At 62.3% G+C, this 13,488-nt stretch carries 15 protein-coding genes; 3 read left to right on the plus strand and 12 right to left on the minus strand.

The annotated features are described in order from the left end of the window. Positions 1-56 precede the first annotated feature (56 nt). Both MA04_RS00435 and MA04_RS00440 read left to right on the plus strand, forming a co-directional pair. Positions 57-1,148 (plus strand): GPI inositol-deacylase, encoded by a 1,092-nt coding sequence (locus MA04_RS00435; protein WP_262459068.1) that lies wholly within the window; start codon positions 57-59, stop codon positions 1,146-1,148. Continuing rightward, complete coding sequence (locus tag MA04_RS00440; RefSeq protein WP_262459069.1) at positions 1,145-1,783, plus strand: class I SAM-dependent methyltransferase; 639 nt, start codon at positions 1,145-1,147, stop codon at positions 1,781-1,783. Before MA04_RS00435 ends, MA04_RS00440 begins: the two co-directional genes overlap by 4 nt. A 253-nt stretch (positions 1,784-2,036) precedes the next feature. Here MA04_RS00440 and MA04_RS00445 read toward each other — a convergent pair whose 3' ends face one another. The 7 genes from MA04_RS00445 to MA04_RS00475 all read right to left on the minus strand — a co-directional run bounded on the left by MA04_RS00445 (position 2,037) and on the right by MA04_RS00475 (position 8,249). Beyond that, positions 2,037-2,633 carry a YceI family protein gene (locus tag MA04_RS00445; RefSeq protein WP_262459070.1) on the minus strand — a complete coding sequence of 199 codons (597 nt, stop codon included), beginning with the start codon at positions 2,631-2,633 and terminating at the stop codon, positions 2,037-2,039. Positions 2,634-2,650: 17 nt separating this feature from the next. Next, positions 2,651-3,223 (minus strand): cytochrome b, encoded by a 573-nt coding sequence (locus MA04_RS00450; RefSeq protein ID WP_163126695.1) that lies wholly within the window; start codon positions 3,221-3,223, stop codon positions 2,651-2,653. Positions 3,224-3,613: 390 nt separating this feature from the next. Next, positions 3,614-4,210 carry a GNAT family N-acetyltransferase gene (locus MA04_RS00455; RefSeq protein WP_163126696.1) on the minus strand — a complete coding sequence of 199 codons (597 nt, stop codon included), beginning with the start codon at positions 4,208-4,210 and terminating at the stop codon, positions 3,614-3,616. Positions 4,211-4,294: 84 nt separating this feature from the next. Continuing rightward, complete coding sequence (locus MA04_RS00460) at positions 4,295-5,101, minus strand: SDR family NAD(P)-dependent oxidoreductase (RefSeq protein WP_262459071.1); 807 nt, start codon at positions 5,099-5,101, stop codon at positions 4,295-4,297. Continuing rightward, entirely contained in the window at positions 5,098-6,033 is a 936-nt protein-coding gene (locus MA04_RS00465; protein WP_262459072.1) for an SDR family oxidoreductase, read from the minus strand. The genes MA04_RS00460 and MA04_RS00465 overlap by 4 nt, the downstream gene beginning before the upstream one ends. Then, on the minus strand, positions 6,030-6,947 hold the full coding sequence (locus tag MA04_RS00470; protein ID WP_262459073.1) for a bile acid:sodium symporter family protein: 918 nt from the start codon (positions 6,945-6,947) through the stop codon (positions 6,030-6,032). The genes MA04_RS00465 and MA04_RS00470 overlap by 4 nt, the downstream gene beginning before the upstream one ends. Positions 6,948-6,968: 21 nt before the next feature. Continuing rightward, on the minus strand, positions 6,969-8,249 hold the full coding sequence (locus MA04_RS00475) for a flavin-containing monooxygenase (protein ID WP_163126700.1): 1,281 nt from the start codon (positions 8,247-8,249) through the stop codon (positions 6,969-6,971). Between the two features lie 101 nt (positions 8,250-8,350). Here MA04_RS00475 and MA04_RS00480 point away from each other — a divergent pair, with 101 nt between their 5' ends. Then, positions 8,351-9,325: an AraC family transcriptional regulator gene (locus MA04_RS00480; protein ID WP_163126701.1), complete on the plus strand. Its 975-nt coding sequence runs from the start codon at positions 8,351-8,353 to the stop codon at positions 9,323-9,325. Here MA04_RS00480 and MA04_RS00485 read toward each other — a convergent pair. From MA04_RS00485 to MA04_RS00505, 5 genes are all read right to left on the minus strand, one after another. Then, positions 9,322-10,593: an O-acetylhomoserine aminocarboxypropyltransferase/cysteine synthase family protein gene (locus MA04_RS00485; protein WP_163126702.1), complete on the minus strand. Its 1,272-nt coding sequence runs from the start codon at positions 10,591-10,593 to the stop codon at positions 9,322-9,324. The genes MA04_RS00480 and MA04_RS00485 overlap by 4 nt on opposite strands. A 48-nt stretch (positions 10,594-10,641) precedes the next feature. Next, entirely contained in the window at positions 10,642-11,511 is an 870-nt protein-coding gene (locus MA04_RS00490) for a crotonase/enoyl-CoA hydratase family protein (RefSeq protein ID WP_163126703.1), read from the minus strand. A gap of 62 nt (positions 11,512-11,573) precedes the next feature. Then, positions 11,574-12,260, minus strand: coding sequence for a helix-turn-helix domain-containing protein (locus tag MA04_RS00495; protein ID WP_163126704.1), 687 nt, complete (start codon positions 12,258-12,260; stop codon positions 11,574-11,576). A 62-nt stretch (positions 12,261-12,322) separates the two neighbouring features. Continuing rightward, positions 12,323-12,823 (minus strand): Mpo1 family 2-hydroxy fatty acid dioxygenase, encoded by a 501-nt coding sequence (locus MA04_RS00500; protein WP_163126705.1) that lies wholly within the window; start codon positions 12,821-12,823, stop codon positions 12,323-12,325. 102 nt (positions 12,824-12,925) lie between these two features. After that, complete coding sequence (locus MA04_RS00505; protein ID WP_022994702.1) at positions 12,926-13,330, minus strand: CBS domain-containing protein; 405 nt, start codon at positions 13,328-13,330, stop codon at positions 12,926-12,928. Positions 13,331-13,488: the final 158 nt, after the last annotated feature.

Below are 13,488 nucleotides of genomic sequence, written 5' to 3' on the forward strand. Positions count from 1 at the left end.
ATGTGCGCTGGGAGCCCCGCGGCGCCCTTGCTATGCTTCCTGGCGGAGGACCAGGAATGAAGCGCATTGGACGGCAACTGGGCGGCCTGACCCAGTTGATCACCGCCATGGGGAGTGAAATCACCCAGGTGGTGCAAGACATGCACGGCGCCATCGCCAATCCACTGGGCTGGCGCGGCGCCGACTATGTGCCCGCGCCGCGAATCTACGGGGCGGTGCGCCTGGGCCTGCGCCACGCCGGAGAAGTCGCCGCCCTTGGCGCCCTGGCCGCGGATCCCTATCGCCGGGTCAGTTATCTCGATTTGCAAAGTGTCCTCAATGGCGTCTTCGGCCAGTTGCTCAGCGCCCAGCGCAGCCACTACGCCCTGCCCATGACGCTGCACCCGGCACGGCCAGAGCCGGAGCGCGACACCCTGGTGCTTTATCTGCACGGCCTGTGCATGAATGAAAGCTGCTGGCAGCACACCGCGCAGCAACACTTCAATCAACGTCTCGAAAGTACCTTCAATGCGGATATTGCCTATCTGCGCTACAACACCGGCCGCCACATTTCCGACAATGGCGCCCGCCTGTCCCGGCTGCTTGAACACACGCCTCTGCCACCGCGGCTGATCCTGATCGGGCACAGCATGGGCGGCCTGCTCGCCCGCAGCGCCGTGCATCATGCCCGCCGGCATGGACACCGTTGGGTGGAACGGGTATCGCACCTGGCCTGCCTCGGTTCGCCCCATCAAGGGGCTCTGCTGGAACAGGTAGGTAACCAGGCCAACCGGCTGCTGGCGGTAACCCCTTATTCCCGCCCGCTGATGCGGCTGGGTAATCTGCGCTCCGACGGTATCCGCGACTTGCGCTTCGGCTATGTGGTCGAGGAACAGTGGCAAGGCCTGCCGGAAGACGCACCCCGCCCACGCAGCAAAGTGCCGCTGGACGACCACATCCAGCATCTGTTTCTGGCCGGCACCCTGAGTGAACACCGTACTCCGGAGCCGCTGGGCGACTGGCTGGTGGGTGTCGACAGCGCTCTCGCCCGCCGCCTGTATCCGGACGCGCCGCAACTGACCCGGGTTCAGTTCCACGGCATGGGCCACATGGCCATGCTCGCCGACGCCCGCACCTACCGTGCCCTGAGCGACTGGCTGGCGCTGTGAAGGTAACCTGCCGCCTGTGCCGGGCCAACGATGCCCGGCTCTTCGCCAATGTGGAAGGCCGCGATTATTGGCGCTGTTCCCGTTGCCAACTGACTTTTCTGGAGCAGAGCCAGTTGCCTGATCGTGATCAGGAAAAAGCCCAGTACGATCTGCACCAGAACGATCCCGGAGACACCGGCTACCGCCGCTTTCTGGATCAGGTGGCGACACCACTGGCCGAACGGTTGCCGGCTGGCGCCAAAGGGCTGGATTACGGCTGCGGCCCCGGGCCGGCGCTGGCACACTTGATGAGCGAACGCGGTTTTGCCATGGCTTTGTATGACCCGCTATATCACCCTGAGGCGGGCGTGCTGACACGGCAATATGACTTCATCACTTGCACCGAGGTGATCGAGCATTTGCACTGGCCCCATCGCGAGTGGACCCGCTTCGCCCAATTGGTGCGCCCCGGCGGCTGGCTGGGACTGATGACCCGCTGGCTCACCGACGACGCTCACTTTCCACGCTGGCACTACCGGCGGGACCCGACCCATGTTTGCTTCTGGAAACCCGAGACCTTCGTCTGGCTGGCGCGGAGGGACGGTTGGGAGGTGGTGTACGCGGAAAACCCGGCGGTGATCTTGAGGAAGGTCTGACGCTGGGTCTGTTCCCTGCCACTGTCGTCTCGGAATTCGCCTGCACGCCTGCACGCCTGCACGCCTGCACGCCATGCTTGCTGGCCCTGTAGCGAGACGGAAAGGGCTGATTACTAGGAAAGTCAATCATCGCCGGTACGCAAACACGCTCGCACGCTATTCTCCGCCAACGATCAGACTTCGGGTTTGGCGTGTTGCGTGTAAGCGTGTTGCGTGCAAGCGAATCACTAGGGCCTGTTGAAGCGTCCGGCGGCTATTGCCGCACGCCTTCCACAGAAATAATGATCTCCACCGTTTCCGAGGCCGGTCCCAGGTTTTTGGTGATACCAAAGTCCGCCAGCTTCAGCGTGGTGGAGGCTTCCAGCCCCATACGGTAGCCGCCCCAGGGATCATCGCCATAGCCAATCAGCCTGGCGTCCAGAGTGACCGGCTTGGTAACCCCATGCAGCGTGAAATCACCAGTGATCCGGGCGCTTTCATCGCCGGTTTTTTCGATCCCGGTGCTCTTGAAGGTGGCGGTCGGATACTCGCTCACGTCGAGGAAGTCCGCGCTGCGCAAATGTTTGTCACGCTCGGCATGGTTGCTGTCCAGACTGGCGGTCTTGATGGTGGCTTCCACGGTGCTGTTTTCCGGATTGTCGGCATCCACGGTAAAAGCGCCATCGAAATCGTTGAAGCGGCCATACAACCAGCTGTAACCCAGATGGGAAATCTTGAACATGATGAACTGGTGCTGCCCTTCGGTATCGAAGTGGTAGGTCCCAGCGGGCTTATCGGCGGCCAAAGCCGCGGAGCTCAACATCAACGCCGACATCAGAGCCAGCACGGGAGCGGTGAACAGCTTGTACATGGGTCGTTCTCCTTGGATTAACGATGGGATGAAGGCCGGCGGGGCGCCAGGCCGAAAATACGGCGCAAGGTATCGTCACGATCAATAAAGTGGTGTTTGAGCGCCGCCAGCGCATGCAGCGCGGCCAGCACGATCACCGCCCAGGTAGCCCAGTAATGCACGGCCCCGGCAAGATCCTCGAGACCACTGCGGCGACCGGTCAGCGACGGCACCTCGAACCAATTGAACACCTGGATCGGCGCGCCATCGGCGGTACTGATCAGATAACCGCTGATCATCGCCACCAACAGCAGCAAATAAAGTGCCCAATGAGCCAGTCTGGCACCCGCTTTCTCCCAGGCACGGTGTTGTTCGGGAGCCGCCGGCGGCGGCGACAGCACCCGCCAGATCAAACGCACCAGCACCACCGCCAACAGCAGCAATCCGATACTGCGATGCCAGTGCGGCGCACTGCGATACCAGGGGTGGTAATAACCCAGTTCCACCATGTACAACCCAAGGCCGAACAAGGTGAACACCACCAAGGCCACCAGCCAATGCAGCCCCACGGTGACGACACCGTAACGCTGATCATCGTTGCGCCATTTCATTCTCGATCCCCGGGCCTTTTCACTGATTTCCAATAGCCGAGCCGAAACGCGGACAGACAAATTCCGCTTAACTGCCGGTTATCTTGGCCCAGAAAATGGGCCGACAGGAATCCAATCAATGACGCATTTGCATCAGAAATTTAGATTGGTGTGGCGCTGGCCCGCCGGAACCTGCCCGGCGAGGGCATCGACAGGAGAGAAATCACCCGGCCACCACCATGGCGATGAACAAGGCGATCAGGGCGAGGGAAATAATGATTGCCAGACGTTTGAGAGTTCCGGCTCCCCGGTTAGACCAATCCATAGCGGCTCCTCCGTTGCCACCAGGACTATAGACAGCCACGGGCCACGGGCGCGAGAAGGGTGTCCTACACCTGGGAAGTTTTACATTTATTCCGGCGCATCACGCAACCAGAACTGCATGGTTTTCCGTGTTTCCTGCTGCTCTCCCAGATCACGCCAGCAAAAGCCGGTGGTCAATTCCGCCGCCGGACGGTACCCGCGGCCGCGCCAGAACGGTTCCAGGCCGGTGTAACCCGGCGGCTGGCGTGCGTCATCCGTGGCCCGGACCACGCTGCAGAAAGCAGTGGTGGAGAAACCGAAATCACTGGCGTACAACTCACGCAAATCAAAAAAACGATGGCCGATCCCCTGGCCTCGGTATTCGGGCAACAGCACCGACTCACCGAAATAATAGACCTGCTCCGGCGAGGGCCCCCGTTGCTGGAACGGCACCAGAAATTCCTCGTCCGCGTCTTCCAGCGGCAATGCCGACGCCACGCCCACTACCCGGTTGTACTCCAGCGCCAACACGAACAGGCTGCGGTCGGACCTCGCATAGCGATCCAGATAACGGCGCTCATAGTCCGGGTCCCCATCGTAGAGATAGGGGTAATCGCGAAACACCCGGATGCGCAATCCGGCCAACTCATCCAACCAGGGTTCCACGGCGATCCCGCTCACCGGACGAATTTCCACACTGGACATACTGCTGATCTCCTGACTGCTGCCGTCGATGCTAGATCACCAGAGCCGCTCCGGCCAGTGGCAACCCCCTGAACCGGCGGGCCGTCAGGAATTCAGTTCCACGGCGAAGCGGCGTCGCATCAGCCGATGGTAGAGATCAGGCGCCAGCCGCCACAGCAAACTGGCCATGAAAGTGAAGCGGTCCGGGAACAGGCGTTTTTCACCCCGCTCAAAGGCATCCAGAACGCGCTCCGCCATCCACCCGGCGCTACGCACCCTGCCCACCGAGGAGCGGGCATGAGCGGCGGGTTTGCCGTCGAAATCCAGGGCATTGCTTTCGATCGGCGTGGCCAGGAAGCTGGGGTACACCATCAGCACACCGATGCCCTGATCCGCCACTTCGCCGCGCAACACCTCGAAGAACTGCGCCAGCGCGGCTTTGGCGCTGCAATAACCGGCCCGCCCCAGTACCGGCATCCAGCCGGCCATGGAGCCAATATTGATCACGCAGCCACCACTGTCTCGCAGCAGCGGCAGGCACCCCAGAGTCAGGGCTACCGGTGCCTCCCAGTCCACCGCCATGACCTGGCGAAAGACCTTCAATTCGGTGCGCGCCGCCAGCGAACGATGGGTAATGCCGGCATTGTTGATCAGCACATCCAGGCGCCCCCGGGCCGCGATCTGTTCAATCAGACGGTCGCGCGCCGGGCCGTCGGTGAGGTCCAGGGCGAAATGCGTCACCCGCGACGGATCTATGGCGGCCAGTTGCTCACTCTTGTTGGCGAGCGCTGTGGCGTCGCGGTCCACCAGAATAAGCCGGTGGCCGCGTTGAAAAGCCGCTTGAGCCAGCGCCCAGCCCAGGCCGGAAGCGGCGCCGGTAATCAGTGTGGTGGTCGCGGTGTGGCCGGTCATAGCTGCCCCCGGGCGCGGGCCCGTTCAACGAAAAAGCGGAACGTTTGTTCGGAGGTTTTTTGCGGGTAATAACCAAACTCCTCCTTCAAACGGCGATTGCCGAGCACCGGCCGGTAACGCAGAAAATTGATTTTCTCCGGCGAATGGACAGTAAGCCCCAGCCGGTGCCCCAACCACAGTGCCGCGTGCAAGACACCGGCGGGCAGTACCAACAGCGGCTTGTCCAGTATCGAAGCCACTTGCCGTACCGTAAGGGCACCGTCGCCGGCCAGGTTGTAGATCCCTTCGGCGCCGGTTTCCACGCCGCGGGCAATGGCGCCCACTACATCCTGATCCCAGATGAACACGAACGGCGAATCGCAGCCGGCGATAGCGAGAACCCGCTTGCGCTCGAACAGAGCGGTGATCTGATTGCGGGTGTTTTCCCCCAACACCGTGCCCGGCCGCAGAATCAGTTGCCGTAAATCCGGATGGCGGTGGCGATAATCCGCCAACATTTCTTCCACCAAACGTTTGTGATCAGAGTAAGCGAACTCCGGATTGCCGCGTAGCGGATCTTGCTCGTCCAGCCAGGCCGGATTATCCGGATGATAGCCGTAGGCGGCGCCGGAACTGGTGACGATCAGTTGGGTGACGCCGGCGATCAGACAGGCATCGAGCACGTTGCGGGTGCCGTTGACGTCGATGTCGTGGTCACGCACCCGGTCGCCGGAATCCTCCAGTACCGCCGCCAAGTGCACCACGGTATCGATGCGCCACTCCCGCATCAGCTCCGCCAGGGCCGGATCACGGATATCGCCCTGCCGGCACTCGAATGGCAAATCCGCCGGCACCCGCACATCCAGCCCCAGCACGGTGTGCCCGGCGGTCAGCCGCTGGCCAAGCAGGCGGCCGATGTAACCGCCGGCTCCGGTAATCAGCACCCGACTCATGATGCCTCCCACCCGGATCGCGCGGGTTCGGCACTGCGCGACCAGATCAGCGCCAGGATCAAGCCACTGACCAGGTGCCACACGCCCCAGAAGCCGGCGATCAGAATCATGCCCGCCGCCTGCGGGAAGAAAGTGAACAGGATCGCCAGCCCCAGCCCGGAGTTCTGAATACCCACTTCCAGGGTGACCGCCCGCCGGTCGGCACGATCAAGCCGCATCACCATGCCGGCGAAGGCACCCAAAGCCAGTGCCAGGGCATTCTGGCCGATCACCAGGGCGACGATGCGGTGAGCGTTTTGCAGGAACACATCCAGGTTCTTGGCGAAAGCCAGGCCGACAAAGGCCAGCAACACCAACAAGGTGAACACCCGCATGGGTTTCTGCGCCCTGACCGCGAAGCGCGGAAAATGGCGGCCGGTCAGCATGCCCAGCAGCAGCGGTACCGCCAGGACCAGAACCACCAGCATCAGGATGTTCCAGGGGTTCAAGGCGATCTCGGTGACCCGATCACGGGTATGGGGATTGAGCCAGCCATAGAAGGCGAAATTAAGCGGTGTGAGTACCGTGGCCGCCAGGCTGGACACCGCGGTCATACTCACCGACACCGCCACATTGGCCCGCGCCAGCCAGGTCATGATGTTGGAAAAGGTGCCGCCCGGACAGGACGCCACCAGAATCATGCCCAACGCCAGACCCGGTTCCACATCCAGCAACCAGGTCACCGCACAGGTCAATGCCGGCAACAGAAGGAACTGCGCCAGCAGCCCCGCCGCCGGCGCCTGGGGCATGCGCAGCACACGACGAAAATCCTCCACGCGCAGGGAAAGGGACACACCGAACATCATCAACGCGAGAATCACATTGAGCACGATCAGGTTGCCGGTGCTGAAATCAATCGGGGTATCAGGACCCATGATGCGATCTCCCGGTTATTGTTATTGCAGCGCCTGGCGCCGTTTGGCCAGCTCGGCCCGATAACTGTCCTTGTGCACGTAATACGCCATGCGCGACAGCTTCAGATAGTGATAACCGCCATCCAGGCTCTGCCCGGCGCGCTCGCGCTTCAACCGGGCCAGCTCCCGCGCCGCCGGATGCCCCTCGGCCCGGCGCTTCAAATACAGCGCCACCAGCTCCGCCTGCTCGTTGCGCCCCTCCCAACCCAGGCCGGCGGCCTCGATCATGCCCATCATGAACAGGTTGTCGTAATGTGGATGGAACAGGTTCAGATAAAGGCTCGGCGCGTCGCCACGCCAGTTGAGGAGCGCGCTGTCGATGAACGGATAATCCAGCTTGTAGCCGGTGGCCAGAAGAATCAGGTCGTATTCGGCATGGGTCCCGTCCGTGAACGTGACGGTGCGGCCGTGCATGCCGGCGATGTCGGAACGCGGTGTGATATCGCCATGGCCCAGGTGATGAAGCACCAGGGAGTTGACCACCGGATGGGCCTCGTACAGGCGGTAATCCGGGTCCGGCAGGCCGTAGTCGCTGGGCAGCCCAATGATCATGCGGATCAGCCAGGCATCCAGTCGCTGTTTGAGTCGGCGCGGCAGTTTGAGCTTGCCGCCGATGGCGTCGGACGGACGGCCGCCAATGAATTTGGGCAGGAAGTAATAGCCCCGACGCACCGACAGATCCACGCTCTTTGCCTGGTGCACCGCATCCACCGCCATGTCGCAGGCGGAATTGCCGCAGCCGACGATCAGCACATGTTTGTCCTTGAACAGCACGGGATCGCGGTAATCGCATGCGTGCAGCAATTCCCCTTCGAATTGCCCGGGCAGCGTCGGCCGGTTGGGGGTGTGCAGGGTGCCGCTGGCGATCAGCACGCCGTCGAAATAGCGGCTGCTTTGATTGCCGTCTTTTTCCACCGTTACCCGCCAGCCCTCGCCCTCCGGCGTCACCGAGACCACCCGAGTGCCGAACTGGTAGTGCCGATACAAGTCGAAGTGGCGGGCGTAATCCTGGAAATACTGTTTCAGTTCGGCGTGGTGGGGGTAGGTGGCCACCCGCTCGTCCATGGGAAATTCGCGGAACTCCGTCATCCGCTTGGAAGAAATCAAGTGGGCGGTCTGGTACATGGTGCTGTGCGGGTTGTCGATGTCCCACAAACCGCCCACGTCGTTGTTCAATTCATAGCCGACGAAGGGCAAACCCTGTTTACTGAGGTTTCTGGCCGAGGCCAGGCCCATCGGTCCGGCACCGATCACTGCGTACATGAATACCTGTCCTTTTTGTTATTGTTTTCAGGCTAATCCTACCGAGGCGGCCGGGCATGGCTGATTCGCGACCCGGACCCGGTTAATTCAGGACTTCGCTCATGAACCACAGTCCCACGGTGACGGTGCACTTCTCCCAAGCCATCCTGCAGGCGGCACAACGCCTGGGGCTGCGTCTGCCCAATGATCTGGTGGCGGAGATGGAAGCCCGGGAGCGGGTGGATCTGGAGAGCCAGGACCGGCTCTGGGAAGCGTTCTGTCAGGCCGCCGCCGACCCGCTGGTGGGCGTGGACCTGGGGCTGGCACTACAGGTGGGGCATCTGGATACCGCCGGCATGATCCTGATGAGTTGCGAAACCCTGGGCGAGGCGGTGGAGTCGCTGCTCGACTACCACCCCATTGTCGGAGAGGGCGGCACCTTTCATTTTCAGGCGGTCACGGCCCACCGCTGCGAGCTGCGCTACCAGCCGCTTTATCATACCCGCCAGGCCACCCGGGTGGAGGCGGTGATGGCGAGCATGCTGAATCTGACCCGCTGGAGCACCGGCGATGCCTTTCGTCCGGCCTGTCTGACGGTATGCCACGCCCCCCAGACCGACACCTCACGCTACCATGACAGGCTGGGTTTGCCGGTGCGCTTCAACGCCGACCATAATGCTCTGGTATTCGACGCCGAGCAGCTGCGGCTGCCACTGATTCACGCCAACCCGGCCCTGTGCCGCCACCTGCGCGGTCTGGCCGATGACCTGCTGGCCCGCCTGGAGAACCCGTCCCTGGGTGCCCGGGTCAGCGCTCTGATCCGCGATCACCCACACTGGGGCAAAGAACGTATCGCCGGGCAACTGGGTATGAGCGGGCGCCATCTGATTCGCAAGCTGGCCGATGAAGGCACCGGTTTCAAGCTGTTGCGCGACACCCTGCTGCGGGAACGGGCGGAGCAGGCACTGGCCGACGGCGAGCGCGCCGGCCAGATCGCCGAGGAACTGGGGTTCTCCGACGAAAGTGCCTTCGTCAAGGCGTTCAAACGCTGGACCGGCAGCACGCCGGCCCGGTTCCGCGCGGAACGCGGTGACTAAACGGCGTCCAGGGCCTGCTCGATATCGGCGAGAATATCGTCCACGTGCTCGATACCAATGGACAGACGCACCAGATCAGCGCTCACACCAGCGGTCTTCAGTTCCTCGTCATTAAGCTGCCGGTGGGTGGTGGTGGCGGGATGGCAGGCCAGGCTCTTGGCGTCACCGATATTCACCAGACGCTTGATCATCTGCAGAGCGTCAATGAAGCGCGCGCCGGCTTCGCGGCCGCCCTTGATACCAAAACTGAGAATCGCCGACGGCAAGCCGCCATCCATGTAACGCTTGGCCAGCTCCGCGTCACGGTCACCTTCCAGCCCGGCATAGTTGACCCACTCCACTTTGTCGTGGGCTTTCAGGTAACGGGCCACCTTGATGGCATTCTCGCAATGACGCTCCATGCGCAGATTCAGCGTCTCGATACCCTGCAGAATCAGGAAGGCGTTCATCGGCGACAGCGCCGCGCCCATGTTACGCAACGGCACCACTCGGGCGCGGGCAATAAATGCGGCCGGACCCATGGCCTCGGTGTAAATCACCCCGTGGTAGCTGGGATCCGGCTCGTTGAACTGCCGGAAGCGGGCGTTACCCTGCCAGGGGAAATTACCGGAATCAACGATGATCCCGCCCACGGTGGTGCCATGACCGCCCATGTATTTGGTCAGGGAATGCACCACGATATCCGCGCCATGCTCGAACGGCCGGCACAGCGCCGGGGACGCCACCGTGTTGTCGACGATCAACGGCACGCCGGCATCGTGGGCCACTTTGGCGAGCGCGGCCAGATCCACGATGTTACCCGCCGGGTTGCCGATGGATTCACAGAACACCGCCTTGGTGTTGTCATCGATGGCGGCGGCCATGGCCTGCACATCGCGGCCGTCCGCCATGCGTACTTCGATGCCCATGGTCGGCAGAGTGTGGGCGAACAGATTATAGGTACCGCCATAGAGCTGGCTGACGGAAACGATATTGTCGCCGGCACGGGCCAGGGTCTGCACCGCCGCGGTAATGGCGGCCATGCCGGAGGCCATGGCCAGAGCGCCGATGCCGCCTTCCAGCTGCGCCACACGCTCTTCCAGCACGCCATTGGTGGGGTTCATGATGCGCGAGTAAATATTGCCCGGCACTTTCAGATCAAACAGGTCGGCGCCATGCTGGGTGTTGTCGAAGTAATAGCTGGTGGTCTGGTAAATCGGCACCGCCACGGAATGGGTTTCCGGGTCGCCGGCGAAGCCGCCGTGAATCGCTATGGTCTCTCGTTTCATTGTTTTTTTCCCTAGTCCTCTGAAAAATGAAAGAAGCGCAGACGGCGCTCACTGTAAAGGCGGTTCCGGCCAGAAATCGAACTGGGTTGGAACCGAATTCAGGTCGGTATCGAACACCGGGTCCCGTTTTTCCAGGAAGGCCTTGAAGCCGTCCTTGCCGTCCCAGTATTCACTCGACCGGTATATCAGACGCGACTCCACCACGTGGGCCTGCATCGGATGATCGAAGTTGGGGTTGCGCCACAACATCTGTTTGGCCAGCGCCACCGATACCGGTGAACTCTTGGCGATCAGCTTGCGGGCCAGACCATAGGCCGCCTCAAGCACTTCGTCACGGGGGTGGACACTGCGGAACAAACCGGCGTTCAGGCCTTCCTCGGCGAGGAAGATATCACCGCTGTAGACCCATTCGAACGCCTGTTGCATGCCCACCAGACGGGGCAGGAACCAGGTGGAGCAGGCCTCCGGAGTAATCCCCCGCTGGCTGAAGACGAAGCCGATCTTGGCGCCTTCCGCCACCACCCGGAAGTCCATCGGCAAGGTCATGGTGATGCCGACGCCGACGGCGGCGCCATTGATGGCGGCGATCACCGGCTTGCGGCATTCGAAGATCGCCAGCGAGACCTCTCCACCGGAATCACGAATAACCTCCAGCGGCGGCTCCTCGCTATCGGCGCGGTCATAACCGAACAGATTGCCGCCGTCCTCCGGCTCCATTTCCATACCCGCGCAGAACACACGGCCGGCTCCGGTGACCACCACCGCGCGCACCCGGTTATCCTTGCTGGCCTCGCCAAAAGCGTGCACCAGTTCGTCCTTCATCCGCAGAGTAAAAGCGTTGAGACGGTCGGGACGATTCAACGTCACGGTGAGGATGCCATCTTCCGCCAACGCGGTATGGATGTGTTGGTACTCCATAAGCTGCTCCTTGTTATTGAGCCGGCGCCAATAAACCGCCGGGGCGGCCGACAAAAAGGCCGTCAGAGACGGTCCAGATGCACCACCTGGACCGGAAAGGCTCTAGCATAACGGGAAGGCAGCGCGTCGAACATGGCGCGGAGGGTGCGATTGAGGTGGGGTTGATCGTAGAAGCCAGCGGCGCCGGCCAATTCGGCGAAGCTCATGCCATCGCGCCATAACCTCAGCGCGCGCTGGCATTTGAGATGCAGTTGGAAGCGTTTCAGCGACACGCCGACCTGCTCCCGGAACAGATGCCGGAAACGGGATTCGGACAGCCCGGCCGCCGACGCCAGACGGGCGCTGTCCAGATCTTCCCGGCGCAGGGACTGGCAGGCCCCGGCGACACGCGGATCCAGCGGCGGCGCGGCGGCCCGCAGGCGCTCACGCAAGGCCCTCACGGCCTCGACCTCGGGCTGCTCCCTGAGACCGGTCAAGGCCTCCCGAAAGCCCGGCAGGCGCGACTCCGGCAGGGCGCCCCCCGGCCCCTGTACCGGCAAGCCGCGCCAGGCGCCGTCATCGGGATCCAGATGCAGTACCGCCACCGGGCCTGGGCTTTCCAGGGCCTGTTCCACGTCCGGTGCCACCCAGACCAGCGGCGAGCGCACCCAGTGCCCGGCGATCTGCACGCGCAGCGGCGCTTCCAGCCCCACCAGCAATGAGGCGGCCACATGGCGATGGGGACGATTACGCAGAGAGGAGGCCAGCATCAGCCAGCCTCCCTGCCAGATAAACAGTGGCGATAGTGGCGTCACGGCACTCGCGCGGCCCGTCAGGAAGGGCGGCCGTGCCCCGGCGTGCGGCTCAGGCCGAGTTTATGCATCAGTTCAAGACTGACAAAAATCGGCCCCACCAGCAGGAAGATCAGATCGTCGAGGAACGACGGCTTCTTGCCTTCCACTTTATGCCCCCAGGCCTGACCGGCCCAGGCCAGCACCCACACCAGCAGCGCCGTCCAACCCAGCGACAGACCGCTGCGGTCGATGCCGGTGACCACCGCGATCGACACCGCCAGCCAGCCCAGCATCAGCAGCGACACACCCATGGACAGACGCAGATAGAACGGCATGCACAGCACCGCCAGTATCGAACCACCGTTGACCCAATAGGCGGCGGCACCCTCCAGGCCAAGCCAGCGGCCCACCGGGATCAGCCAGAACAGGCCGAGAGTGGAGATGAAAATCAGCGGCACACAAACGATGTGCACCCACTGGTTTACCGGATTACGGTGGCTCTCACCGTAATCGCTCAAAAAGGTACTTAAATCACGCATGACTTCCGCCTCCCTGTTGTTGTTATGCCATGGCCGGCACGACTTTATTGACGACAGATTAGCCCGTGCCCGCCTCCGGGAATTGTATGGAATGGCTGAGTCTCAGCCACCGCGACGGCTGTCGCGCAAGGCCCGCAACACGTGACCGCGGGTCAGCAACCCGATCAGCCGGCGTTTCTCATCCACCACCGGATAGATTTTCGGCTTCTGTTTCAGCATCAGTTCCGCCAGATCCACCAGCGATTCCTCCACGTCCACGGTGAGCGGATCACCGTGCATCACCTGCTCCACACGCACCGCGCCTTCACTGTGATAGCTGGAAACCAGCAGTTGCCGCAGGCAGTCCTGCTCCGACACGAAGCCGATGACACGGGTTTCGTTATCCACCACCGGCAAACCGGTGATGCGATATTGCAGCAGCGTGTCCACCACCAGGGTGAGGTCCATATCGGCCGGGATGGACATGGGATGCTTGATCATCACGTCTTTCACCAACAGACCCGCCATAATGCTTCTCCCTACATCGCGATACTGAAAAAGCCTTCACAGGGCCCTTTTCCAACCCTTTTCAGGGTAGCCGCCATGGACGGTGGCGATAAAAATCGTCCTTGTTTCGACTATAGCACCCCGGCCAGCCGAGTGAAGCGCAAGAGCCGGTCTTAAGG

The organism is Alloalcanivorax balearicus MACL04 (genome assembly GCF_025532145.1).
Lineage (GTDB): Bacteria > Pseudomonadota > Gammaproteobacteria > Pseudomonadales > Alcanivoracaceae > Alloalcanivorax > Alloalcanivorax balearicus.